Genomic DNA, 26,280 nt, shown 5'->3' on the forward strand with positions numbered 1-26,280 from the left:
GACCCTGCTGAAAACTGATATTTCGATGGAGCTCGAAACGCAACGGTTAGACATAATTCAACGCCTTCTCTCCTTGAATGGGACAGGTGAGAGGATGAGAATTTTGCAGGATATTTGTTATCATTGGTCAATTTTGTCGGATAAAGAAAAATCAGAAGTTGTTGACCATGTTGTTGATAACAGATCTGACAGAAGCTGGATTTGGGCATCTCTTATTTTGACCCACGATTGTCCTGCTGTGTTGCTAAAGCACATAGTGCATGACTATGATGGTAAACCTCTGACTGTCAATATACTGATGTCGCTAGAACCTGTTCTTTTTGAAGCCGTATTCTTGACGGCAACAGCAAACACTTACACCAGCCTGTATCACATGAATTCTGGGCTTCGGTATGACCTCGTAAAATCAATCGCGAAGGACATAAAAAATCCGCTTTCTCCGTTGGCGATTGAATACATTATTATATTTTTTGAAGAAGAAAAAGAATCTTTTTTATGTGACCTTGTTCATTCATCAGAACAGGGGGGAATATCTTTACTCTTTAATATTATTCTTTACTTCTATGCAGATTCTAACCCATCGTATATGCGCGTGGTATGGTTGGCCTTATTTGACAGAGCCACGAAAGAGGTTATCGAGAGAGAATGGATACCTAAATTAATAGAATATTCGGGAAAAATATTTCGTAGTCTGCATCCAGATGAAATACGAGAGTTTGTACCTCAGGAATGGATGGACACTTTCTATCATGCATTACCGGATATGAGCTTTTACAAATACATGTCAGCCGTATTTAACAGCGAACTTTGCGAACAAGCAAGTGATGAGATTCATATAAGTACTAATATTAGAACCTTGTTTTATAGGGATATTTGTAAGTTACATGCTGAAAATCCTCCGGTTCACAGAAATACCTACGAGTACATCATAAGCAAGCTAAGTAAGTCGGGTTTTACCTCAGATGAGTTAACGGTGTTTGAAGAGGCGCTGGAGCGTTTACATGAGTGTAAGAAATACGAACCACCCTTCAGCAACTATGAACTGGTAAATTGGCAATATTAACAAAACGGACTAGACGCTATTCTTTATAGCAGAAAATAGGTAATTCCATTACATGGTGTGTCCACGCTTTTGTTATGGCCGCTTTCTAGCAAACCGAAAGAGAAAAAAACGCTCAGGTTTCCGTGAGCAGACTTATCTAATACGTCTCCATCCTCTAAGATTTATTTTTCCGAGGATGCTGATGCGGCGGAGACTGGCACGCCCTTGCTGGGTTACTTGCGGATGAATATTCTAAAGTTAATTTTTGACTATCAAGGCCATCAAAATTATCACTATTGTAATAACCTGCACTCTTCAGCATGATGTCCCGATATAACGGTTTATATCTGTTGATAGCGGTTTAATAAAGGTCTGGGAATCACAGGGCGTTGGCTCAATTAATATAATTGCAAGTGCCCTGTGAATCCCTAAAACATTATAATGTGTTAGTACTTGATCCTTTACGTTCTAAAAGAATCTCATCGTACTTCAATTCTACTAACTCTTTTAAGGTGCTCTCAATTCTTTTTGAAATGGATTTTTTTGCATCAGTATTCACGATATTATCAGTCGTCATCCTCGAGCTGTAGAATGTAAATTCACTGTCATCAGGGTTGTCATTTTTACGGCTTGTTGTGCTAAATAAAAATGAAACCTTACATCTTCCTGTATTTTGTCCAAATGAAAAAAGATACTCAATCTCCATTTTCTGAATATGAAAATATATATAATATTTATCATCAGATATAAGAAAGATGTCATTAAGCCTATCGCCATCGATCTTTATTCTTTTAACTGTTTGTTTCATCCAAGATATTTGTGGATCATTTGGAATTGCTGGACCTTTGGGATCTAGGTTAATTTCTATGTTATCAACAGTACCAGTAAATAAGTATTTTGGTATTCCTGCGGTTAATCTCTTAAAGAATCTAACTCTTTCATCATTATCAAATGAACCAAATGTAATGACATTTGGATTTTCGGATTTGACAATTTTCAAAGAATGTAGTGATTTTGATATTTTTGACGTTATTTTTTTATTTATCCTCTCAGTTTCTTTTGACGAGTGCGTTGTTAGAAAATCTAATTTCAATTGATTTCCTATACGCTCTATGGTTATTTCTCCGGAGAAGCTAAGATCTCTCTCAATCCAGTCTTTACTATAATCTTTTCTGTTTATTTTATACTTTATTTGTATTTTTTTGTTATCTTCAATGACAATGTCAGGATGATCAATAAATTCAATGTTCTCTATGTCAAGGATAAGATTATTACCACTTGATTGGTCATCAAAGATATCTCGAAGCGGAGAAATCCAGTCAACACCATCAGCGGTTAATTCGTGTGATAATGATTTATTTTTAGGAACTGACTCTCTGTTAACACTCGTCTCAATTAACTGAGAAAATTGGTCTGGTGTAAGAAGGGTAGAGGACAAAAGCGGAACCGTTATTGATTTATCTGAATCACCAATGAATACTCCTTTCCGTTTTAATGTGTTATGAATTTCTCCATATGATATATGCTCACTATTCAGAAGAATTCGTAGATCACTTCCCGAGAGTATGTTTGATTTTATATCAAATTTATTATCCATAATAAAATCACTCCAATAAACTGAGTATTGAACGGTTGAAAGAAAATGGTGTAATTAGCTCATCTCTATTAGAAAAAGTCATTCTTGCCAAAATGCTATCTTGTTCATGCTTTGTAGGATTATAGTCAGGCATGCCAATTTTAATTTCCTTAACAAGTCCATTTGAGAATTGTAATGCATAAGATATTAATTTTTTATACACATCAGCACTAAATGTTTGATTTGCATAGAAAATCAAGTTAACGCCATTCTCAGTTTCAATGGCAAAGGGGATTATTTCTGAGGCAATTAATTCCAAGGGTAAATTAGTACCTGTACGATTTTCCTCGACTAAAATTGATGATCCTATTTTTGGATAAAAGAAATTAATTTTACAGTTAGTGAATCTGCGTTGTACATCGTCAATTGTCTTTAATAAAAATGACGCTCTTGCATTATCAATTACGTATACAGGATGCTTTACACTTTGCTCTATGCGAGTTGTTGCTAATATAGAAATAATATCACATTCTATATTGGATTCATCATTGTGCAGCCAAATAAGTAAGCCCGCGTTGAATTTGTTCTTCCGCGAAATTTTAGCTGTGTTTAACGCTTTTAACTCAGGACTATGTTTCGCACAATCAATGGTCTCTTGTAATTCCTTTAGATGCTCTTTGAATTTTGATTTTAACGTTCCTTCTGCAGGGTATTTAGATAAATTATTTTTTACAGAAACATGCACAATAGTAGTTGTATCATCGTGGAATGGACTATGATAAATGTAAATTTGGTCTTCACCATGTGTTGTTCGCTGTTTCCCTGACTTAGATAAATGTTCGGGTGTATTACATTTTATCGATACATTATGCAGTGAATTTATCCATCCAATACATGATAGAATCTGTGTGGTAAGTTTTTCTCCAATTTCTCCTGACTTTTTTGAAGGCTCTCCCATTTCATTATTCCTTTATGTTTATTTCGATTAATGCTTGCAATTTTTCATCTGTTCTTGTGACTGATATTTTTTCAACATGATGTGTTTTGCTGGTTATCAATAAACTTATTCCATCATCAATCTTGGTCTTTTTTGATATTTTATTTGCATATGGTTGTAATGCTTTAGATTCAATTTCAATATCATCAGACAAATCAAATCCGTATCTTTCACTAATGCTAGAAAAAACAGAGTCCATATCTTCAGAGTTTAAATGATTTCTTGCTATATTCTTAATGTCCTTTATAGATACTTTATCAGAACTCTTAATTTTACTGTCAATTTCATCATTAAGAGCTATGGATGATGACGTTTCGTTTATTTTAGATGAAATTGATTTTAGAATTTCCCCGCTAGCTTTTACACATGAAGAATGTGTCTTTAAAGGGATTACTTTTAAAAAAGAGTCTAACCAAAATTTTGTTTTTTGACCCAAGTTATCTATTGCGTAAACTATATCTACATTAGATAATATCAAAGCACCTTTCTGTATTTTAGTTAATGATATTCCTGTTTTTTCATAAGGTTGTAATACTCCTTTGTTGTTTTCTATATCTAAATAATCGTCTTTATTCTCTATTTTTAGAGCGGCAATTCCATAACATGATTTATCATCTATCTTTATTTCAGAAAAAAGGATAATGATAAAATCACCACCAGATATATTGGGGTGAGTTGACGAACTGTATAAATGCTTTGCGATATTTATAGATTGTTCTTGGAAGTTATTTGAGTTTTTGAATATTTTGGTTGAAAAGTTATGTATTTCGTTTAAATTTATATCTGACTCATGAAAAAATTCAAAGCAAGAATCTGCTTTTGATAAAGGTAAAAGGTAGTGTTTTAGTAATAGCTCAGAAAGATCCTTATTAGCAAGTGCTTCGCTCGTCGAAAATTTTATACCTTCTTCTCTTATTTTATTACCTACATTATGGACGATTATTTTCTCTACTTTTGCTGAACTAACATCCATTTTCAATCCTTTTTTTCTATTTCAAATTATCCAATACTAATAAATAAAAACGAAGTATTGGGGTTGCATTAAGTTTAATAAGATAATCTATGTCTAATTGCTAGAGCGAATTTATCCGCGAAAAAAATAATAATTAGGTGCGCTATAGGCTCTTCACGAAATAGCTTGTAAAAGCCAGCTAATTGCAAAAGTATAAATATCATATTTTGTTTCCCTAGGCCATTATGTGATTCTGGTAGAGCGATGTTTCCATATCCCGCATATCGAGTTTTGGTAAAGTTTGACAGTAACTTTCTAACGTCCAGCAATAGTTCTGTATGAAGATCTTGCCCTTCCAGCCTAGGATATCCAAAAGTTTTGAGCGCAGGTACTAAGCTTTTTAGCTGACCGCCAAAGCTCGTGTCAATCTGACTTTGAATGTCCTTAACCGCAGCCTTCGAGGCATCGGCGATTTGCTTGTCTGCAGTCTCAACTGATGCAGAAGAAGCTATTTCGAATAGCCCTTCTAAAGTTTTGGCTAATACATCAGACTCTCGAGATGTTGCATCATTGAGTCCTCGTTGAGCACTGATAAATCCGGATTTTACCAAACCCCGCAATGCGCTAGTTTGTAATTCATGGCGATTATTGGGGTCATTGGGATCCTCGGCCCATGTTTTCGCGTTGAAAACATGGGAGATGCGCTTCCGTAATGTGCAGAAATCTGCGACACAGGTCTCAGCGGTTAACCGCTTTGTGGGCTGATTTTCGAGAAATGATGACAAGTGGCCCAGTTGAGGCAGGGTAGGGTCATACTGAAATTTCAGTCGAAGCTCGATGGAGGGAATAAGCACACGAATAACATTTTCTTCAACTCCTTGGTTCAGTGCTTCCAGATTTTCACAGAAACCATCGTAACAGGCACTTGAAAAATCCTCGAGCTGGAAGGTTGCACTGTCATCTGCCAAAAAACTGCGGACTATCTCCGACAGAAACGTTTTCCCACTATTACTTCGCCCGACAATAACAATTGTATGATCTTCTAGGGCCAACGCAGCATCAGCTAAAAAGTGGAAATTCTTGATTTTAACCTGATGAATACGCATGAGCCCCCCTCATCTGCACCCATTTATAATTTATTTATTTTGTTTAATATCAATTCATTAGGTTTTTTTATGACTGTGAATTCAGGCGATTAGCTGTTGCCACTGCTCGCTAACGCTCTTATGTTCGTAACTATCTAATCAGAATCAACCATCAACTAAACAGGCAGAGAGCGATTCACAAAATTTTTCCAGTTGCAAAGATGCGTAATCAATCATTTGTGCTTTGGTTTTATTTTATACTTAAAATATTAAAAAATGTAACTAATTACTGCTCATAGCTACTTGTTAGCCCTAACCCTGTTTCACTGCTGCGGAGCAAGGGGCGCTACATCCGTATCTGCAGGGTCAGTTTTTTCTCCCGTGTGCTTTCCGTTCCCGTATCGGCTTCCGGTTAATCGTTTCCCAACACAACCCGTCCCGCAAGGGTAAATAGCACGCATTCTGCGCCCTTGCAGGTCGGAACGATGCCGGGAAAGCGAACCGTCAGGCGATACGAAGACGAAAATCACACCACTGACGGAGAAAAAATCATGACTATTTCCCTGCATACCCAGACTAGCGCCCCTAACACCGCAGCGGCGACCAGCGTATCCCCGCTGGAGCAGTCAGGCTCCTCAAAAACGAAATTTTCTAAAACCAGGACGGATATTTATCAGACAGTTACCGAGAGCATCATCACAGCGCTTGAAGACGGTGTAAAACCGTGGTCCTGCCCGTGGCAGCGGGTACCGGGCATGTCAGGATTACCTACAAATTACTCAACTGGAGCGGCTTACAGTGGAATGAATATCATGTTGTTGTGGTGCAGTGCGTCAGAACAGGGATTCAATGATTCGCGCTGGATGACCTACAAACAGGCAAAAGCGGAAGGCGGGCAGGTACGTAAGGGAGAACACGGCACAACAGCCATTTTCTATACCATGCTGGAAAGGGCAAATGACGAAGGAGAAACTGAATATATTCCGATGCTTAAGACTTTCACCGTGTTTAATGTTGAGCAAATTGACGGTTTGCCTCTGAGTGATGAAGCCGTTTTACCAGCAGAGACCTTTGAGCCGTTACCGCAGGCGGAAGCGCTTTTCCGTAACAGTGGTGCAACCATCATTGAGAAGGGGCAGAACGCCTTTTTCGCACCATCAACCGACGAAATCCATTTACCGGAACGTCGTCTTTTTAGCGATGCTGCCAATTTCTACGCTACGGGTATGCATGAGCTGGTTCACTGGAGTGGAGCCAAAAGTCGGCTGAATCGTGAAATGAAAGGGAAGTTTGGCAGTGAGGATTAGGCTTTTGAGGAGTTGATCGCCGAGCTTGGAAGCGCGTTCCTGATGGCGGACCTGGGGATTGTCGGAGAGGTTCAGCATGAAAGTTATATTGCTTCCTGGCTGAAAGCACTGAGGAACGACAAACGCTATATTTTCAAGGCCGCCAGCGCGGCATCCAAAGCGCATCGTTATTTGGTGGATAAAATCTGAGCAGGAAGGAGTCGCAACGGAATGCGGCTTTGCGTGTAGGGCTGCTTAAAACAGTAACGCTGTAGAGACATGAGTGAGGCGGAGCGCAGCCAGGCGAGCACCGAACAGTCATGTCTCTACAGCGGAATAAAAAATTCACACGGACAGGGCTGATTGGACAGCTATTCTCTTTTACCAGCAACTGCCTGAAGCGCAAGTAGCCGCCGTTCCAGATTATCCAGTTTTTCTTCAAGGTCATGACTCTGCTGCTCAATATCTTCCAGTGTTTCTGACAAAACATCACGCAGCAGCACAAAATTTGCTTGTAGGGCATATACAAAATCGTGGCCGCGAACCACTAATGCTTCGCGCGGTATGTCCTGTAATGCCGAATGCGTAATCCATGTCACCAGCGCTTTTGCGCTCATTTCGGTCAGTACGTCCGCAAGTCGGTCAGTTTCTCTGTTCATTCTGGTGTCCTGTCTGTTCTGATATTGGGTGAGTATTTCGAGGGGGATTATTTCAGGTTGTTGCGCTGCCGGTGGGTGGGTTGGGGCTGTAAGTGATACAGAAGAACTATATTCAGTGGCCTACATCAAGCTGTTGTAGCTCGTCGAGCGTGTAGATGCGAAAGACATTCCGGTGGCGGGTTTCCAGCGGGATGTGCTGATGGTTAACGATGACGTGCCGGATGCTGTCAAAGAGCCGTTCAAGGCCACGCTTTTTCTGCGGGTCCGGCACAATATAAAAAACGTAAATCCAGTCTTTACTGGTTCGGGCAAGCAAATGACTGGCCATGATCGACTGGTAACGGGCTCTGGTTTTCAGACGACGCTCGGTCTCAATGGCGATTACGGTGCCGCCGGGCAGGGTAATCAGTCCGTCCGGGCGATGGCTGGTCTGATAACGACTGAGGAAGGTTGTGCGATCGCCGTTTATCCATCCGGATGCGCCTTTTTGCTCAAGGATGATACGGGCGGTCTGATTATCAAGGTGGTGCTCCAGCGTCCAGCCGGTAATTTTTGATGGCTCAAACCGTGCCGGAAAAAGTGCATCGTCGGAGGTTAACACTACGGCCAGTCCGTCACTGGTAATGCCCCATAATGAAATTTTCATCGTGCGCGATACCAGGACATGTTTTTGTATCAAGCCCATGCCCTCGACTTTTGAAAGCAGGGAATACAGTGATTTATGATCCCTGAAGCCGAACAGCAGCATCAGTGTTTTAAAGTCGCTGTACGTTTCTTCTTTCAGGAAATTCAGCAGTCGTTGTATTTTTTCACGGTGTCGCGTCTGGCGTTCGCTGTATGCGGTGATCAGCATCATTCCCCCTTTAAAAATCCAGCAATGACGGGTTTTCTTCTTTATTGGTATTCGGTGTTGTCGTGTCTTTTTCATCCGTATCAAAAAAAAGATCGGATCGAGTTGCTGTGATATCCGGTGTTGATGCGGGTCCGGGGGAGGTTTCCTCCTCGCTAAAACCCAGGGTGATGTTTACCGTTGCGGCGGTGGCGGCAATCGCGGGCGACACGGCACAGATCTCCAGTTCGCGTTTTTTCACCCTGATGGGCGAAATCAGAGAGGCCGACGGGAGTGTTTTTGTCGTGAAGATGAAGCTGACAAAATCGGGTAGGTTCAGGATCATATTGCTGTCGGTAAAGAAACGCTCGGCCTGTCTGATGGTGCGTTCACTGTCGATAGTCTCTGTCAGCATGGCATCGGTTTTTGCTTTGCGGACCTCATCGTCGACTAATATAGTGCCTGACATCCTGGCTACCCATTCCGCGGTGTCCGGGTCCATAGCGCGATAAACCAGTTTGAATTTGGCATTTTCAACGACCGCGCCGACTACGGCGTCGCCTTTCAAACCTGCCGGGCAGTCGTTTAAATCGGCAATCGACTGGTGGTCCATAATAATGTGTACGCCTTTATCGCGTGCCGCGCCTAACCCTTCCAGCGCTGGCCTGGATAAATGGTATTTCAGTTCCGAAAGATAAATTGCAATGGGGCGGGGCACGTATTTCACTCGCTCGCGCCTTTTTGCCAGCTGGCACATGCGAACCAGCAGCATGCGCTGAGCGGTAATGATTTTGCTGTTGCGCATTGAGCCAATCACATAACAGCACCCGCCTTCCTCAAATATTTTATTAAGCGAAAATCCGGTGGGGGCATTGATGGCATTGAGTAAGGCCAGCTCTTCAATTTTCCCGAAGAAGGCTTTTATCTTATCTGCAATACCCTGAACGTAGTCGCCGTTATAAACATCCCGAATGGTTGAAGCAGTATTACGGGTGACAAACTGCGCGGCTATCCGGGCCGCTTTCCGGTCATCAATGCGATAAAAGTCAGATTCCTGACCTTTCTCTGCCAGGCTGAACCCGGCAACGAAAAGCTCTTCCAGTTCATCGGCAGTGATCTCTTCAATCAGGTTTAACTGGTACTGGGGTTTTCGCAGGTCAATCAGGGCAAAAGGTTTGCCTGCATCCTCGCAGGCTTTCCGGTAAAGGTGGGGGGCCCATTCATCATCCTTTGGGTCCATAACAAATACGCCTTCACCGGCCAGGATACTTTGATAAAGTAATATCCCGGTGGCAACGCCCTTACCGGCGCCGGTGGTGCCGATAATATCCGCGTGTTGTTTTTGCCAGTCTTTTAACGGCAGATACATCGGCTGAACATCGCGGTCCATGCCGATAAATAACCCTTTGTTCAGGTCGATATAATCCAGCGGATTATAATGCAGTGTTTCCGGCAGCAGGGATTTCACCGTGCGCACATCGGTGCGTAATTCCCTTTCAAGCGTTGTTTTCCTCACGAGGTGTTTCTTTATTTTGTCTAATTCAGGTGTTAATACCCTTCGCAGCAGAATATGCAAAATAAAACCCGTTACAGTAAAGGTAATCAGCACCGGCCATGCCTGAACGGGAATGCTGGCGATGACCCGGCCCCGATAAAGCCACTGGAAAATCCAGATAAGTACCGGCCCCAAGGTTCCGCAAAGAAAACACAGCAGGGAAAAAGCCATAATCAGCTTTTGCCACAACGGGGCTTTTTGGCGTTCATCGCTTTTCATCGACGCGAAAAACGGCATCGTCAGCCCCGATAACAGCGCCAGCATCAGTTGGTGCTGTTGCATAAAAGCCATGAAGCTCAACGCGTCATTCACTATCGTCGACAGTGAAACGGCCAGCTTATTCAAAATCATCGTGCCCCCTTCGTCAGCCGTTCGCCCCATGACATTGCCCCATCAATTCGCCCCACGGTGTTGGGCGAATTGATGGGGCGAGCGTATGGGGTAAAGAAGGTGACCGCGTTGCGGCCATGTGCAGGAAAGTATGCTTCCCTGCACGACACGGCGTGCGCCAGTACATGCGGGCTGGACGCCCTTTTTGCCTGTCACATGGGGGTAATGTCGCGGCTGGACGCCGCGCCAAAACCCCCAACATCAAAGGCGGCACACCGTCGCACGCTACGCGCGACCAACCCCTTTAAGACGCGCGTTTCGCCTGTTTTTTCTTTTCCTCGCGAGCTCCGAGCGAAAAAACGGGAACGCTGCTTTAAAGGGGTTGGTCGCGCCTGATCGGCAATATTCCCCGTGGGCGGGAAATATTACCTGGCTTAACGGTGTGCGGGGCAGGCCCCCCACAAAAACCGGCACGTGGGCGTGCCTTTTTGCACGTCGGGACGGCAAAATTTTTGCGGCTCCCCCCGACCTGCTCAATTCGCTTGGGGCGATTGTTCGCAGGTGAGGCACGGTACCTGAAATATTTTCGTTCCTTAATCCGCGAAAATATTTCTGTCCGCAGACTCATTTTTACGACACTCTATTTATTCGCTCTTTAATCCGCAGAAAATATGCGAGCCGTAAAAATCTTAAAACCACCACGTCTTGAGCAGTATTCGCCCAGAATGCCAGTCCAACTTGCCTCACTCTTTAACAGGTGGTTTCGCGAGCCCAGCTAAAATATTTTCTTATTATGAGTATACCTATAAGAGAAATAAGATTAATGTAAATAATTAATATTATTATGAGTATTTCTGATGAAATCAGAATGGCAATTTATTATTAAATTATTTCTTCTGGCATTTTTCCTTCAATAAAAATAGCGTTCTTATATTGTTTTTGTATTACGTAAGGCAACAGAGGTATTATTCTTTGCTCAAGAAATGGAGCCAGTGCACAACATACGGGATCTTTAGAAAATAATCCATTGCTGTAAAAAATGCTATTCCCTCTACATCCTCCATGTGCAATAAATTTATATCTGCAATCTTTACAGGGGAGAGCATGTATCGTCATTTCGGAGAATTTTTTAAATTCTTCATTCTCCTCATATGATACACTACGTATCTGTTTTTCTTCATTGTTGAAAATTACAGCCTCATTATATCTGAGTGATGGACAAAATCTAATTTTGTTACCATCATCAACTATTACACTTCCGAATTGATATGAGCATGGATGATAAGCATCGCTAGAGATAATTTTAAAGCCATTATCTAGAATTGAAGATCTAAATAGTTGAACGATTTCAAGACGCATGTTTGTATAGCGAGGGTAAGTTGAAAGATAATCTCTGATAATTTGATAATACGATTCTTTGGCAATATCAAGCCATTCTTCTTTATTCTGTACTGCGTAACTTGTTGTGCTTCTACCACTCATGAATACCTGATCAATCTGCCATCTGCCATCTGTCGACTTTGAGTGCGAGTAATTTTATATATAGTGAATACAATTCTTTCGCTGTTACTTTGTTGCAAATGGTAGTATTTACAGTTACATATAATTCATATTCTGTAGCGAGCCTTATTTTTTCGAGAATTTTTTTATGGCTGACAGGTTTGCCATTTTTATATTTCCTGATCAGGTCATTACCCTCAAGGCCATCAAGGCTAATTCCCAGGCCTATGGTCAAAGGGTTCATTTTACCTAAAATTGTGCTGATCAATGATTTTATGGTTTCTTTAACTTTCAAATGGGCAAGCCACTCGAGTATACTTTTTCTCAGGTAAATTCCATTTGTTATAAAGTATATGTTGCGATAACCTACAGAAATTGCATATTCAATGAGCTCTTTGCTGTCAGAGCGCATTAAAAATTCCCCGCCAGTAAAAGTAATGCGAGTGGCTCCTTTTTGAGAAGTTGTAAGAATTGTTTTTTTGAGTTGTTCTAATTTGTGATGCTCAAAATTATCTGAGGCTGAAACATAACAATGTTCACAAAGCAGATTGCAGCGCTTCGTTGTTTCCAGATGCAACCGATGTGGTGAATTATATTTTTCTGTTAATTGCATACGAATCCTCTGGGCGTCATGTAGTTAAAGTCAAGGACATAAGACCAAGACCTGAGTCCTGGTCTGTATACAACGTCAGTTAAGCTTCCACTTAACCCCCGATAGGACCAGTATCAGCGCTATCTACCAGGTGTCCGTTAAGCCCGTTATGTACACCGAAGTGCCGGACTGGTGATACACACAACTTAAGGATTTTCGAAAGTACGTTCATTTCTACTACCTCGCATTTCACTGTTTAGTTAAGTTAAACTAGATGATAGTTCCAGAACTATTTCAATTCGCAAATTAATGTGCGACAGCTATAATCCATACAATTTGTGTGGATTTGTTGATTTTGATCAAAAAACGTACAATTTGTTCTGTGTTGTGATGTGTGACATTGATTTCCAGCAAGGTTCGAGGTGGCAGATGAACAGCAGACTTGGCAGAAATTTTTGGATCTACAGATGTGGGCAGATAGCCACCGCGTTGGGATATAGTGCATCATCCATTGCCGTTATCTGGTGGGTTTTAGGTGAGTATCAAAAAATGATATACGTATCGTATGTTATTATTCCTCCTTTAATAATTTCAGCGATATCTCAACCATTAGTTGCCCCTCTCGGTGACCGATTCAATAAGAAGAGATTGCTGCAATATGGGCTGGGTATACAGTTTGTCAGTTATCTCATCGTTGCAGCTATCTTCATTGTCGGCAAAATGAATATTGCTGTTTTGATTGCATTTGAAATGTTGTCAACGACAGGGAAAATAATTTTTAACTCAGGTTCCATTGGTATTCTTCCTCATCTTGTTTCAGAAAATGATATTCCTGATGGTATAAATATTACTCAGAGAATTAATTCTGTAATGTCGATACTGGGGGGGGCACTCGGTGGTTCGATGGTCACATTTTTAGGAGTGGCAAATTCCTTCTTATTTCTTTCAGTCTGTTTGCTCGTGGCGTTTCTTCTTTGTATGTTGATACATTATTCAGCACAAAGTGAAAATGCAGGTGCTAATATTTCAACGTGGATGAATGATGTTAAAGATGGATTTAGATATACAATACAAAATCCTGTCGTTTCTGGTTTTTTTATATACAGCATTATTATAGGAATTGCCTTTGCTCCAATGACATTGGCGTTTCCATATATAATAAAGGAGATAAATGGTCTCCCCCCACTTTTTGTTGGGTTTTTAACAACAAGTATGGGGAGTGGTGTTATATTAGGCTCTTTATGCCTCCCTTATTTAAAAAGGCTTTTTGATAGTAAATATATAGTATATCTGTCATCGACTCTTTTTTTCTTATCATTATTGTTAGTGGGTGTATATCATCACGTTGTTGTGTTGTTTATAGGACAATTTATTATTGGTTTGTCCAGAAACTGGATAAATGTAACTGTTGATTCACTGTTAATGGTTAACCTGCCTAAAGAACTGAGGACAAGAGTTTTATCAAACCTTATGTTTTTTGCTATGATTAACATGCCATTAGCAATGCTTATATTTGGTGGTTTAATGGATGCCTTGGGTGTGTATAATATTTTTTTGGTTCTGTCTATGTTATCCTTTGCAGGTATGCTGGCGATTGTATCTAACAAGGGAGTCAGGGGATTTCTTTCTGCGAAACCAGAGGAAGCAATGGCAATGTTATCCAGGGAGTGAAAGCATAACTGGAAAGTTTTATAAAAGAATATATTTATCATTTGTGTTCCAGTCTCGACTATAACACCTCTGTATTGCTTCTAAAATAGAATCCCTAACAGTCAAGACTAACAGGGATTCTATTTTCCTGAATGGATAATTCATATGTCAGGCGGCGGTACCGCGCTTTTCTCGTCCAAGGATATAGGGTGGGATATAAGATTCATGACACGTATCCAGATAATCCGACCACCATTGCATCATTGCCCGCCGGGCTTCCAGATGTTCCGCCTTATGAATGTATGCCAGACGCACTGTATTACGCTCCTGATGGCTCATCTGGCGTTCCACCACATCCTGCGACCATAAACCGGACTCCATTAGGGCACTACATGCCATTGCCCGAAATCCGTGGCCGCAGATTTCATCTTTTGTGTCATAGTCCATCAGGCGTAGCGCCTTATTGACTGTGTTTTCGCACATCGGTTTATACGGGTTATGGTCGCCGGGAAAGACCAGTTCGTACTGACCGGATATGTCCTTAATCCTTTTCAGAATGGCGACAGTCTGTTCTGAGAGGGGCACGATATGCGGAGTACGCATTTTGGCCCCACGCCCTGAATAACGCACGCCTGCAATGGCTTCACGGGTGGCGGGTATCATCCAGATTCTGTTTCTGAAATCAATTTCACGCCAGCGGGCAAAGCGCAGTTCACTGGAGCGGATGAACACATGCAGCGTCAGCAGGACGGCAAGGCGGGTCAGTTCACGGCCCTGATGATAGCCCTCAATGCGTTCAGTCAGTTCAGGCAGCTGCTCCAGCGGCAGGGCGGGATAGTGGTGTCGGACGGGCGGTGTTGTCACACCGTCAAGGTTTGCCGCTGGGTTGCTGTCGATGAATCCCTGATGGACGGCATGGCGCATGATGTTACTAAGATGCTGCCGCGTGCGGGACGCGACTTCCAACAAACCTTTTCCCTCAATGCCTTTCAGTAGGTCAATGAAATTCCAGGGTTTAAGCTCCGTAACGGACAGGTGGCCAATCACCGGAAAGATATGGTTATTCATGCTGGCAAGCAGACGGTCAGCAGTGTTCTGCGACCATTTTTTATTACTCCGGTGCCACGCCAGCGCCAGCGTTTTAAATATTTTCTCCGGTGTGTGTGAACCACATTCAGCAGACCGCTGTTGAGCAGGGTTGATGTTCAGCGCCAGCATTTTGCGGATACCTTCACGCTGCTGGCGGGCATCAGACAGGGAAACAGCAGGATAGGCACCCAGTGCAATGCGGGATTCTTTACCACTGACGCGATACTTGAGATACCAGTGACGGGAGCCGCCCGGTTTGACCAGCAGATACAGACCGTGGGAATCGGAGACTTTAAAAGGTTTATTAGTGGGTTTGAGAGTGCGAATTTTCGCGTCGTTAAGAGACATTTGGGGGGCACTCCGTCATCGAACCAACTTGACTCCAAATCTGACCACCAAATTCTCCCGATGCGGAGGGAAAACTGAAAATGCATCGGGAAGACATTTCGCGCTAACTTATTAAATCTGAATTACATAATGATTCGAAAAACGGCATAAAAAGCAAAAATCCCACTTAAGTTTCCTTAAGCGGGATTTTCTAAATTTGGCTCCTCTGACTGGACTCGAACCAGTGACATACGGATTAACAGTCCGCCGTTCTACCGACTGAACTACAGAGGAATCGTTTGAACGGGCGAATAATAGCGATTGCCGCCACGCATGTCAAAGCACAACTGCAAAATTATGATCGACTGCTGCTAGTTTGTTCAAGCTGTTGAGATTTTTGCCAAAAACGTCGGTAAGTGGCTTGAAAACGGCTATCACTGGCCGACGTTGCTGTTTTATACCTTGATCGTCAGGCTAAGGCGGCGCAGGCGCGGACTATTCTTTCGCAGGCGTCATCCAGCCGTTGGTCATCGATGGCATAGGCAATGCGTAAATAAGAGGCGGCACCAAAGGCCGAACCATGCAGGGTAGCGACGTGTGCGGCATCCAGCAGATATTCCACAAAATCGACGTCGCTATTCAAAGTGACTCCCTGAGGGGTGGTTTTGCCCATCATGCCTGCACAATTGGCGAAAACATAAAATGCACCCGGCGGCAGGTCAGCGCTTAATCCGTCGATCTGGGCAATGCAGGCCATCATTTTTTGACGTCGTTTATCGAGAATATTTCGCCAGTCAGCCAGAAAACCATTGTCTTGTTGCAGGGCAACGACGGTGGCGGCCTGCGAAATTGAGCTGGGGTTGGAGGTGCTTTGCGATTGCAGGATCTGCATGGCGGCAATCAGCCACGCCGGGCCCCCGGCATAACCGAGACGCCAGCCGGTCATTGAATAACCTTTGGACACGCCGTTAACGGTAAGAATGCGGTCCAGCAAACGCGGTTCCACCTGCGCCAGGGTAACAAACTGGGCAGGGGGATGGCAGATATGCTCATAGATATCGTCAGCCATAATCAGCACCTGCGGCGCGGCCAGCAGCACGTCAGCCAGTGCGCGTAATTCCTGATGATTATAGACAGCGCCGGTAGGGTTATTCGGCGAGTTAAGGATCAGCCAGCGGGTATCTTCGGTGATCGCGGCGGCAAGATCGGCGGCCTGCAGTTTCCAGCCATCTTGTTCTTTACAGGGCACAATCCGCGACTCGCCGTCTGCCAGCGAGACCATATCGGGATAGGAGACCCAATAGGGGGCCGGGATAATTACCTCTTTGCCCGCCGATACTGTTGCCAGCAAGGCATTGAAGATCAATTGTTTGGCGCCGCTGCCGGCAATGACTTCATTTTCCTGATAGTTGAGTTGGTTCTCGCGGGCAAACTTGTTGATAATCGCCTTTTTCAGGGCGGCAGTACCGGCTACTGCCGTGTATTTGGTGTCACCTTGTACAATGGCGTCGATGCCTGCCTGCTTGATATGGTCCGGGGTATCAAAGTCCAGCTCGCCTTCACCCAGATTGATCACATCCACTCCGGCAGCAGACAGAGCGCGTACCCGGTCGGAAATAACAGCCGTCGGCGATGGACGAACACGTCGCAGCCTTGGCGCAATAAATTCAGCTGACATCTTTTGCCCTTTTCTAAGATAAAAACAATATTGTATTATGTGAATCAAATAAACCAATTTAAACTACCATGGCTTTATCAAGATTGCTCATGGTTTCTGCGGATTGAGCAGAGGTTTTTCAAGCAGCCCTGGCAGGGATATCGATAAAGATAACCCTGATTTCCTCTATTTTTTATCAAGTTAAGTAGGGTATATGGCACTGACATTTGTGGCACATAACACCCCCGAACCGGCGTTGTATGGCGCGATGGCCTCGATCCTGGCTGATTCGCGCCAGCAAGCCCTGGCGCATTTGCCGGTGCAATGGGACCGGCAGCGCTATGCGGATGCCTGTCAGCATGTGATTGCGCAAGGGGAATTGGTTACCAGCGGCTTGCTGTGGCGGGAACGTATTAGCGGTATCTCTGCCGGTAAAGTCTGGCGTCTGGACGAACTTCTTAGTCAGCATGGTGGTAAAGACTGGGTGATCCCATTAGGGCCTGCGCAGTTGGCGACGTTTAGCCGTCTGGCGCGAGAGGTGCGCGACTATGGCGTCGATTATGAGTTGATTCAGGTCGATCGCGCGCATCAGGGCTATCAGTTTAGCCGTCTGGCCAACGACGAAGGGGCTCAGGCGTACTGGTGGCGCGATCGCTTTGGTCGCTGGAGTGCCAACCAGGCCATATTGCCACCGGCAACAAGCGGAAGGCTGCTGCGCATTGCGCTAATTGGCAGCCATCAGGATCAGGCCGAAAGCTATCCGGCCACCCTGGCGGCGCTGGGGGATGCCGCCGATGCCCTTGCCGTGGGCGTAGAGATGATTTACCTGTCACCGCAAACGCTGGAGGGTTCGCTGCACAACCTGCTGCGTGATATCGATGGTGTGCTGTTGCCCGGCGGTTCAGATATGCGCAATGTGGCCGGACAAATTGCAGTCGCGCACTACTGTCTCAGTCACGCCGTGCCGGTGCTGGGCCTTTGCCTGGGCATGCAGACGATGACAACGGCGGTGATCCAGCAGATGTCCGGCAGCGACAGCGCCAATCTCGCCGAAGCCGATCCGCAGGCACCAGTGAAAACGTTTGTGCCACTGAGTGACACGCCGGGACAACCCGTGCATCGTCTGGGCGATCGACTGATGAAGATGCGCGCGGGTACGCAGCTGGCGGCGATCCTCGGCGAGGAATTTACGCTGCGCTATAACCACCGTTTCCATTTAAACCCGCTGTTTAAGGAGGATCTGCACGCCTTTGGCCTGACGATTGCTGCCAGCGATCTTAGTGGCACCATTGCGGATGGCATTGAACATAGTGCGCATCCTTTCTATATAGGTGTACAGGGGCATCCGGAATTAAGTTCGTCGCCGCAAAAGCCTCATCCCTTGATCAGCGCATTTGTGCAGGCGGCCGGAAAAGGTTGATCTGCGCAGATGTGCGCGATGTCGCATAGCGGCATTTTGTTCGTCTGCTTATGTTTCAGATTGAAACATCGATAGCTAATAACGTTCCATTGTGGAACGTTATTTTTATTTCTATTTTTCTCTATTTTTTTCCATATAGTGTTTCTAATTGCACGAGGTAAGTACCCTACGCAATGCCTTCAATAATGAATATATTAAAAAAAGGAGTTTTATATGTTAAAGGTAATTCAATCTCCATCTAAATATATCCAGGGCGCAGGCGCGCTTAATGAAATCGGTAATGCAGTAAAACTGTTGGGTAAAAATTTCTTTATTATTCTCGATGAGCCGGTAAAAAAAGTTACCGGTGATGCCATTGCCAGCAGTTTTTATCATAACAATATCGAATATCATTTTGGCCATTTTAATGGTGAATGTTCGCGTAAAGAGATCGAGCGTCTGACCGCCGAAATGAAAACCCATGGCTGCGATGCCGTTATCGGCGTCGGTGGGGGTAAAACCCTCGATACGGCAAAAGCCATTTCCTATTATCAGCGTATTCCAGTGGTGGTGGTGCCGACTATCGCGTCTACCGATGCCCCGACCAGTGCATTGTCAGTTATTTACAATGAAGAGGGCGAATTTGAAGAATATCTGATCTACCCGAAAAATCCGGATTTGGTGGTAATCGACAGTGCGGTGGTAGCGAAAGCGCCGGTGCGCCTGTTTGTTGCCGGGATGGGCGATGCGCTGTCCACCTATTTTGAAGCACAGGCCTGTTTTGAAGCCCGCGCGGTGAGCATGGCTGGCGGTGGCTCCACCCTGGCGGCGCTGGCGTTGGCCAAACTCTGTTATGAAACCCTGATTGAAGAGGGGCTGAAGGCCAAACTGGCGGTTGAGTCCGGAGTGGTCACCGAAGCGGTTGAGCGGATTATTGAAGCCAACACCTACTTGAGCGGGATCGGTTTTGAAAGCAGCGGTCTGGCTGCTGCCCACGCCATCCATAATGGATTTACGGTGCTGGAAGAGTGTCACTCACTGTATCACGGCGAAAAAGTGGCCTTTGGTACCTTGACGCAATTAGTGCTGCAAAATAGCAGCAAGGCACAAATTAATTGCGTGATGGAATTCTGCCATCAGGTAGGACTGCCCATTACATTAAAAGAAATGAAAGTTGAAGGCGATCTGACACAGAAAATCCGTGCTGTTGCCGAAGCCAGCTGCGCCGAAGGTGAAACTATTCATAATATGCCGTTCCCGGTCACTGCCGAAGCAGTATATGCAGCAATAGTTTCTGCGGATGCGCTGGGTAGAAATTATCTTGCATCCAGAAGCTAATCATTATTTTAAATATAGAGGCATAAGATGAAAAAGCTGATTAATAGCGTCGAGACTGTATTAAAGGAACAGATCGCTGGCCTGGTTGCGGCGCATAATGAACTTATTCTTAATGAAGAGCCTTTATTTGTTACCCGCCGCACGCCGGCGGGGCAAGGCAAAGTGGCGCTGATGTCTGGCGGTGGCAGTGGGCATGAACCTATGCATTGCGGCTATATCGGTGCAGGTATGCTTGATGGTGCCTGCCCGGGGGAAATTTTTACCTCACCCACCCCGGACCAGATGTTTGAGTGCGGTCAGTCCATCGATAACGGTGCGGGTGTGCTGCTGCTGATTAAAAATTACACCGGCGACGTGCTGAATTTCGAAACCGCCGCCGAATTATTGCATGCCAATGATACCCAGGTGGCAACGCTGACCATTGACGACGATGTGGCAGTAAAAGACAGCTTATACACCGCTGGCCGTCGCGGGGTAGCCAACACGGTGATTATCGAGAAACTGCTGGGTGCAGCGGCGGTCCGCGGTTATTCACTGGACCAGTGCGTAGAGTTGGGGCAAAAGATCAATAATCAGGGGCATTCCCTGGGCATTGCGCTGGCGGCTTGTACCGTGCCCGCAGCGGGAAAACCCTCGTTTATCCTCGCCGATAATGAAATGGAGTTTGGCGTGGGTATTCATGGTGAACCCGGCATTGAGCGCCGTCAATTTACCAACCTCAATGACACCGTCGACGCCATGTTCCATACGCTGATCGCCCACGGCGATTATCAACGCAAACTGCGTCAATGGGATCGCGCAGCGGGGGACTGGGTCGAAACGCTGCAAAGCAAACAGGCGCTGAAAAAAGGCGATCGCGTGATCGCCATGGTCAACAACCTGGGTTCAACACCGCTGTCGGAGCTTTATGCGTTATGGTCACGGCTGGCGCACTGCTGCAGCGAGTTTGGTCTGCAGGTTGAGCGGCAGTTGGTGGGGTCTTATTGTACTTCGCTGGATATGCAGGGGGTGTCCATTACCCTGGTCAAGGTCGATGATGAATTGTTATCTCTGTGGGATGAGCCGGTAAATACCCCGGCACTGCGTTGGGGCTGCTAAAGGCGGGAGAAAGTGAAATGGAATTGACGAAACAACAAATTGTCAGTTGGTTAGAGCGTTGCGCGGTGATGTTTGCCGAGCAACGGGATTTTCTGACGCAACTTGATAGCGATATCGGTGACGGCGACCATGGTCTCAATATGAACCGTGGCTTTAATAAGGTGATGGAAAAATTGCCTTCTGTTGCCGATAAAGACATCGGTTTTATTCTAAAAACTACCGGTATGACCTTGCTGGCCAGCATTGGCGGTGCCAGCGGTCCGCTGTTTGGCACTTTTTTTATCCGCGCGGCGCAAAGCACCGATGCCAAACAAAGTCTCAACATTGACGAGGTTCATCAAATGTTGAGCGATGGCATCAAAGGTATTGAGATGCGCGGTAAGGCCGAACCCGGCGATAAAACCATGTGTGATGTCTGGTTGGCGGTTGAGGACGAGCTGTCGCAGGCCCGTCAGCAACAACTGTCGCTGCCGCAGGCGTTGGAAAACTGTGTGGAGCGTGCCAATCGCGCATTAAACGACACTATTCTGATGCAGGCCAAAAAAGGACGGGCCAGCTATCTCGGCGAGCGCAGCATTGGTCATCAGGATCCGGGTGCCACCTCGGCCAAAATCATGATGGAAGCCTTGTATCAACAGGTTGGTAGAGGTTGAGGCGGTCACTGTCGTGAAGCAGTCGTTTTTGTTTTCACCCAGCAATCCATAATGAGGGAATGATGGTCAATATTGTTGTTGTATCCCACAGTAAAAGATTAGCCGAAGGTGTGGCTGAGCTCGCGCAACAAATGGTCCAGGATGGCTGCCGTATTGCGGTAGCCGCCGGGGTTGACGATGAACAAAACCCGATTGGCACCGATGCTATCAAAGTAATGATGGCCATTGAGGAGGTGGATACCCCTTCAGGTGTGTTGGTGATGATGGATCTCGGCAGTGCGTTGCTTAGCGCAGAAACGGCGCTGGAGTTGCTGGATCCCGAGATAGCCGCCAGGGTGCTGCTCTCTTCTGCTCCGCTGGTGGAAGGGACGCTGGCCGCGGTGGTTACCGCCTCGTCAGGTGCCAGTTTGCAGCAGGTTGAAGCGGAGGCCTGTGGCGCGCTGGGGGTTAAGCGCAGTCAGCTTAATCCTCAGGCGTCCAGGGCGGAAAGTGAGGTGTTATCTCAGGCTTCGGCGATCCCCGACGCGGCATTATCCAGTCGCTGGGTGGTGCGTAATGCGCACGGGCTGCATGTGCGTCCGGCGGCGGCATTGGCGCAAGCGTTGTCCGGGTTTGATGCCGAAATGCAGGTTGAGAAAGAGGGGCATTATGCCAGTCCGCACAGCGTGAATCAGTTAGCTGGTTTGCAGGTGCGTCAGGGCGATACGCTGTGTCTGCATGCCTGGGGCAAGCAGGCCGGTGAAGCGATTGCCGCTTTTCAGCAGTTGGCCCACAACCATTTCGGCGAAGCGCTGCCGGATGTTGCAGACACTATCCTGAGCGGTAAGCTGGTGGCGGCAGCGGCGATCAACGCGGCGGTGGTGCGCTTTACGCCGACAAATCTGCTCTGTCAGCGGCAGAGTATTACCGCATCGCAGATCGATCAGGAAAAGGCGCGCCTGCTGCAGGCCATTGCTGCCAGCGTGGACGAGCTGGAAACGTTGGCAGGCAAAACCCAACAACTGCTGGGGGCCGATATGGCGGATATTTTTTCTGCCCATGCCTTGTTGTTAGGGGACGAAGAGTTAGTACAGGCAATGGAAACGCGTATTACTGTTGAGCAGCAGAATGCCGAGTCGGCGCTTTATGATGAACTGATGGCGATGGCCAGCGCCTATCTGGCGATGGAAGATAGCTATCTGCGGGTCAGAGAGCTCGACGTCCGCGATATTCTGCAACGGGCTTTGCGCCATCTGCAAGACCAGTCGCCACAACTGCCGGTTATTGCCGAACCTTGTATCCTGGTTGCCGACGAGCTGTTTCCTTCACAGGTGATTGCTCTCAGCCAGCCACATGTCAAAGCAATCTGCCTGGCGCAAGGCAGCGTGCTGTCGCACAGTGCTATCCTCGCCCGTGCCGCCGCGATTCCGATGATGGTAGCCGCTGACAAGGTGACGGAACTTGCCCGCACCGGGCAGCAGGCAACGCTGGATTTTGCCAGCGCCACCTTGACGCTGCGCTAATCGGCCGAAATCGAAACTTTTGTTGTTCAGCGCTCCTCCGACCCTTAAGTAAACAGGATCGGGGGAGTTGTTGTCTGCCTTATTCCACATCGGGTTTAAACTGGGCGATATCCAACTGATGCTGCTTGATCCTGCGCCATAGCGTGGTGCGGCTGATCCCCAGGCGGGTCGCCATTTCATTTAACTGGCCTTTGGTGGCTTTGGCCACACCAAGAATGGCCTGCAGCTCCAGCTCATTTAACGGTATCAGGCGCTGCGGCTCGACGTTCTCTTCTTCGATCACACAGTCTCCGGCAAGAATATGTTCCGGCAGATCCTGCAGGGCGATGGTTTTGTTATGGCAGGTCATCGCCGCGCGCTCCAGAACGTTCTTTAACTCCATATCATTACCGGGCCATGGATAAAGCATAAACTGTTGCAGTACATCGTCATCCACCTTGTAGCGACAGTCAAAATGCCTGCCCAACTGATGTAAAAAATGCTGGGCAATCACCGCAATATCACTTTTGCGTTCACGCAGCGCGGGGATCTGTAATTCAAAGGATTGCAGGGTATAAAACAGTTGGCGACGAAATTTTCCCTGTTTGATTAGCCTGGGCAGATTGGCCTGGGTACCGGCAATAATTCGCGTATTAATAGTCACCATCTGGCTGGCGTTGGGGCGCAGCAGCATCCCGGTTTTGATAATATGCAGCAGCGAGGATTGCAGCGCCAAAGAGAGCAGTTCTATCTGTTCAAGGTAGAGGGTACCGCCTCTGGCCAGTTCAAACTTACTGGGCACAAATGGCTGGTTTTCAGTGGCTTCGCAGCCAAACAGCTCGCGTTCAATCAGCTCCGGCGGTAAGGCCTGACAGTCAAGGGCGATATAAGGTCCCTGGGCACGCGGACTGGCATTATGAATCGCCTGACCAATTTGCTCTTTGCCGACCCCTTCTTCCCCGAGCAGCAAAATAGGGTGGCGACCTTTTGCCGCCTGGAAGCCATAGCGTTTAAGCCGTCGCATTTCGCTGGAGGTGGCCGGAATATTGGCAAAGGTAAAACCGGCAGTAGGAGAGGGGGAAGTCTTGCGCAGCGCCACGCTTTCTTGCGGATGCAACAGCAGAATAAATCCGCAATGGTCACCCTCGGCAAAGGGCTTTAACGACAGGGTAGCAGCAATAAACTGCTGTTGGTTCTCAAAGGTCAGCTCGACATAATCCAGCGATTCGCCTTGTTCAATGGCTTGCGTAAGCTGTTTGGGCAGCGTTAGCAGTCGGTTTAACGCCTGACCCTGGCTATGCTGCGGATCCAGTTGCAGTCGCACGGCGGCGCGCTGGTTGAGATATTGCAAAATACCCTGACTGTCACAGGCCAGTACCCCTTCTTCGACGCTATTAAGCAAGGCATAGAGTTCATTTAAACGGCGGTTATTGTCTTCCAGCAGGCTATCGGCATTTAACGCATTGCCGATCTCGCGTGCCAGCGCCAGGGTCAGCGGCAAATCACTGGCACTGGCCTGCGCGGCCGGGGCGATCAATAAAATAATCGCCTGCTGACGACCGCTGTTATCAAATATTGGCGTTGCGCAGCCGTGCCAGCGCTGCAACTCCAGCTTGTAATGTTCATTACCGCTTACCTTGCACGGTAGTCCGGTACGCAACGACAGCGCCGGGGCATTGGTGCCTGATACTTCTTCGGACCAATAGCTACCGGGTATTAAACCAATTTGGCCTAATTGCTGCTTAATGCCTTCATCGCCACATTGCCAGAGAATACAGCCGGTTTCATCGAGAAATTGCAGACAACAGGTGCGGTATTCCATCAGTTCCCAGGCATCTTCCAGCGCCGCTTGCGCTACGGCGAGCAGTTCGCTTTTGCGGCGACATAGCGAGATAAAGGTGGTGCCTTTGGCGCGAGGGGGGGAACGCCAATACTGAGGCTGCATTAATTTTTGGCAACGCAACCACGACTCGTTAAGTAAAGGCGAGAGTGTTTTTTCGGCAATGTTTTTAACCAGGGGTAGCGCTGCTGCGCACGGGTTACTCAAGGTAATTATCCGTAAAAACGGAAATGATAAAGCAAATTTTACACACTTATGTCTGCAATGAGTCTTAAAAATGCTTAGATTGCGCTGCGGATCTTAAAATAAGGCGATTCCCTGACCGGGTAGCCAGGGAATATAAATTATTCTTAACGCTGAAGGCGGGTTATTTCAAGGTTACGCCGCTGCGTGGGTCGGCGGCCAGTAGCTCAAGCTCGACGCGTACTTCGCTAATCACCTCGTCGGTTAAATCAATCAGCGGCGCACGTACATGCTGGCCATCAAAACCACGCAGGTTCATGGCGGCTTTCACCAACTGTGGTTGACCATGACGCCGCGCCAGCGCGCGGTACAGATACCAAAGTTGATGCAGTTCGCGGGCGGTTTGTGCGTCGTTGTTCTCCAGCGCGCGGTAGGTGGCGAGGATCAGCTCCGGCAGGGCACCGCTGTTGGTGGTGCTGATGCCGTCAAAACCGCACATCATCGGGCCGAGAAAAGCCAGGTCAGAAGCACAGAATAAACGCAGACGTCCACCAAGACGATTGGCAATCTGATCGATAGCGGTCGGATTAAGGTCACCCTGTTTAATACCTACTACGCCGGGGATATCCGCCAACTCTTCCAGCACCACCGGCGGCAGGGTAATACCAATCCCCGGCGCGTTATACACCAGGATACCGGTGCGCGACAGCGGTGCCATTTTTTTGAAGAAACTGACGATCTGCCCATTGGTGACTTCCGATACAAACGGCGGCGTGACCATTGGCAGGCCACCCAGTTCTCCCGCCAGTTGGGTTAAATCGGCGACCACACGGGCATCGGAACCGGCGCTGCACAGCATGACCGGTACGCGATCGCCCACCACTGCCATCACTTTACGAAACAGCAGGGCGCGCTCATCGCTGCTCATTGCCGGAAATTCACCGTAGGTGCCGCCAATCAGAATGCCGTCGTAGCCGAGGGCAATAACGCGCTCGATATTGCGCGCCAGACCGTCAAAATCAAATTCTCCGCTGGCGGTAAAAGGCGTAACGGTAATATTGAAAATACCGCGCAAACGCGCCTGACTTTCATAGATATCTTGCATAATTCTGTTCCTTAACCTGACGTTGCTTACTATTTTTTGCTGCTAATGACGCCGACG

The 26,280-nt window shown here is 46.6% G+C and carries 20 protein-coding genes, 1 tRNA gene and 1 pseudogene; 8 read left to right on the plus strand and 14 right to left on the minus strand.

Features of this window, described 5'->3' with window-relative positions; all coding sequences use genetic code 11:
* Positions 1-94 precede the first annotated feature (94 nt).
* Entirely contained in the window at positions 95-1,063 is a 969-nt protein-coding gene (locus GW590_RS11565) for a hypothetical protein (protein WP_169403194.1), read from the plus strand.
* A 415-nt stretch (positions 1,064-1,478) separates the two neighbouring features.
* On the opposite strand, the gene gapS4b is transcribed toward GW590_RS11565, so the two are convergent.
* The 4 genes from gapS4b to GW590_RS11585 all read right to left on the minus strand — a co-directional run bounded on the left by gapS4b (position 1,479) and on the right by GW590_RS11585 (position 5,673).
* A complete protein-coding gene (gapS4b, locus tag GW590_RS11570; RefSeq protein WP_169403195.1) occupies positions 1,479-2,639 on the minus strand; it encodes a GapS4b family protein in 1,161 nt (386 codons plus the stop codon).
* A 7-nt stretch (positions 2,640-2,646) separates the two neighbouring features.
* Entirely contained in the window at positions 2,647-3,576 is a 930-nt protein-coding gene (gene gapS4a, locus GW590_RS11575) for a GapS4a family protein (protein ID WP_169403196.1), read from the minus strand.
* 4 nt (positions 3,577-3,580) lie between these two features.
* Complete coding sequence (locus tag GW590_RS11580; RefSeq protein ID WP_169403197.1) at positions 3,581-4,588, minus strand: nucleoid-associated protein; 1,008 nt, start codon at positions 4,586-4,588, stop codon at positions 3,581-3,583.
* 74 nt (positions 4,589-4,662) lie between these two features.
* Positions 4,663-5,673, minus strand: a complete 1,011-nt coding sequence (locus GW590_RS11585; RefSeq protein WP_169403198.1) for an AAA family ATPase — start codon at positions 5,671-5,673, stop codon at positions 4,663-4,665.
* A 530-nt stretch (positions 5,674-6,203) separates the two neighbouring features.
* Between GW590_RS11585 and GW590_RS11590 the strand changes: the two are divergent.
* A pseudogene (locus GW590_RS11590) lies at positions 6,204-7,148 on the plus strand (ArdC family protein).
* 161 nt (positions 7,149-7,309) lie between these two features.
* On the opposite strand, the gene GW590_RS11595 reads toward GW590_RS11590, so the two are convergent.
* The 5 genes from GW590_RS11595 to GW590_RS11615 all read right to left on the minus strand — a co-directional run bounded on the left by GW590_RS11595 (position 7,310) and on the right by GW590_RS11615 (position 12,424).
* Positions 7,310-7,597 (minus strand): hypothetical protein, encoded by a 288-nt coding sequence (locus tag GW590_RS11595; RefSeq protein WP_169403199.1) that lies wholly within the window; start codon positions 7,595-7,597, stop codon positions 7,310-7,312.
* Between the two features lie 112 nt (positions 7,598-7,709).
* Positions 7,710-8,450: a MobC family replication-relaxation protein gene (mobC, locus tag GW590_RS11600; RefSeq protein WP_169403326.1), complete on the minus strand. Its 741-nt coding sequence runs from the start codon at positions 8,448-8,450 to the stop codon at positions 7,710-7,712.
* Positions 8,451-8,460: 10 nt separating this feature from the next.
* The gene (locus tag GW590_RS11605) at positions 8,461-10,332 is read right to left on the minus strand and encodes a type IV secretory system conjugative DNA transfer family protein (RefSeq protein WP_169403200.1); all 1,872 of its coding nucleotides are present in this window, start codon (positions 10,330-10,332) and stop codon (positions 8,461-8,463) included.
* Positions 10,333-11,193: 861 nt separating this feature from the next.
* Positions 11,194-11,793 (minus strand): SPASM domain-containing protein, encoded by a 600-nt coding sequence (locus GW590_RS11610; RefSeq protein WP_169403201.1) that lies wholly within the window; start codon positions 11,791-11,793, stop codon positions 11,194-11,196.
* Positions 11,794-11,803: 10 nt separating this feature from the next.
* Positions 11,804-12,424, minus strand: a complete 621-nt coding sequence (locus GW590_RS11615) for a radical SAM protein (protein WP_169403202.1) — start codon at positions 12,422-12,424, stop codon at positions 11,804-11,806.
* Positions 12,425-12,832: 408 nt separating this feature from the next.
* Here GW590_RS11615 and GW590_RS11620 point away from each other — a divergent pair, with 408 nt between their 5' ends.
* Positions 12,833-14,074 (plus strand): MFS transporter, encoded by a 1,242-nt coding sequence (locus GW590_RS11620; protein ID WP_169403203.1) that lies wholly within the window; start codon positions 12,833-12,835, stop codon positions 14,072-14,074.
* A 147-nt stretch (positions 14,075-14,221) separates the two neighbouring features.
* Here GW590_RS11620 and GW590_RS11625 read toward each other — a convergent pair whose 3' ends face one another.
* The 3 genes from GW590_RS11625 to GW590_RS11635 all read right to left on the minus strand — a co-directional run bounded on the left by GW590_RS11625 (position 14,222) and on the right by GW590_RS11635 (position 17,147).
* A complete protein-coding gene (locus GW590_RS11625; RefSeq protein WP_169403204.1) occupies positions 14,222-15,490 on the minus strand; it encodes a tyrosine-type recombinase/integrase in 1,269 nt (422 codons plus the stop codon).
* A 197-nt stretch (positions 15,491-15,687) separates the two neighbouring features.
* A tRNA-Asn gene (locus GW590_RS11630) sits at positions 15,688-15,763 on the minus strand.
* 175 nt (positions 15,764-15,938) lie between these two features.
* Positions 15,939-17,147, minus strand: coding sequence for a pyridoxal phosphate-dependent aminotransferase (locus GW590_RS11635; RefSeq protein WP_169403205.1), 1,209 nt, complete (start codon positions 17,145-17,147; stop codon positions 15,939-15,941).
* A gap of 193 nt (positions 17,148-17,340) precedes the next feature.
* Between GW590_RS11635 and GW590_RS11640 the strand changes: the two genes are divergently transcribed.
* The 5 genes from GW590_RS11640 to dhaM all read left to right on the plus strand — a co-directional run bounded on the left by GW590_RS11640 (position 17,341) and on the right by dhaM (position 23,116).
* Entirely contained in the window at positions 17,341-18,546 is a 1,206-nt protein-coding gene (locus GW590_RS11640; protein WP_169403206.1) for a glutamine amidotransferase-related protein, read from the plus strand.
* 213 nt (positions 18,547-18,759) lie between these two features.
* Positions 18,760-19,863 (plus strand): glycerol dehydrogenase, encoded by a 1,104-nt coding sequence (locus tag GW590_RS11645; protein WP_169403207.1) that lies wholly within the window; start codon positions 18,760-18,762, stop codon positions 19,861-19,863.
* 27 nt (positions 19,864-19,890) lie between these two features.
* Positions 19,891-20,961: a dihydroxyacetone kinase subunit DhaK gene (dhaK, locus tag GW590_RS11650; protein WP_169403208.1), complete on the plus strand. Its 1,071-nt coding sequence runs from the start codon at positions 19,891-19,893 to the stop codon at positions 20,959-20,961.
* A 17-nt stretch (positions 20,962-20,978) separates the two neighbouring features.
* Entirely contained in the window at positions 20,979-21,614 is a 636-nt protein-coding gene (gene dhaL / locus GW590_RS11655; RefSeq protein WP_169403209.1) for a dihydroxyacetone kinase subunit DhaL, read from the plus strand.
* Positions 21,615-21,676: 62 nt separating this feature from the next.
* Positions 21,677-23,116, plus strand: a complete 1,440-nt coding sequence (gene dhaM, locus GW590_RS11660) for a dihydroxyacetone kinase phosphoryl donor subunit DhaM (RefSeq protein WP_169403327.1) — start codon at positions 21,677-21,679, stop codon at positions 23,114-23,116.
* A 79-nt stretch (positions 23,117-23,195) separates the two neighbouring features.
* On the opposite strand, the gene dhaR is transcribed toward dhaM, so the two are convergent.
* Together dhaR and GW590_RS11670 are read right to left on the minus strand one after the other, a co-directional pair.
* A complete protein-coding gene (dhaR, locus tag GW590_RS11665) occupies positions 23,196-25,142 on the minus strand; it encodes a dihydroxyacetone kinase operon transcriptional regulator DhaR (protein WP_169403210.1) in 1,947 nt (648 codons plus the stop codon).
* Positions 25,143-25,302: 160 nt separating this feature from the next.
* A complete protein-coding gene (locus GW590_RS11670) occupies positions 25,303-26,223 on the minus strand; it encodes a dihydrodipicolinate synthase family protein (RefSeq protein WP_169403211.1) in 921 nt (306 codons plus the stop codon).
* Between the last annotated feature and the right edge of the window lie 57 nt (positions 26,224-26,280).

Origin of the sequence: Rouxiella aceris, assembly GCF_012933545.1 — a bacterium.
In the GTDB taxonomy this organism is placed as follows: domain Bacteria; phylum Pseudomonadota; class Gammaproteobacteria; order Enterobacterales; family Enterobacteriaceae; genus Rouxiella; species Rouxiella aceris.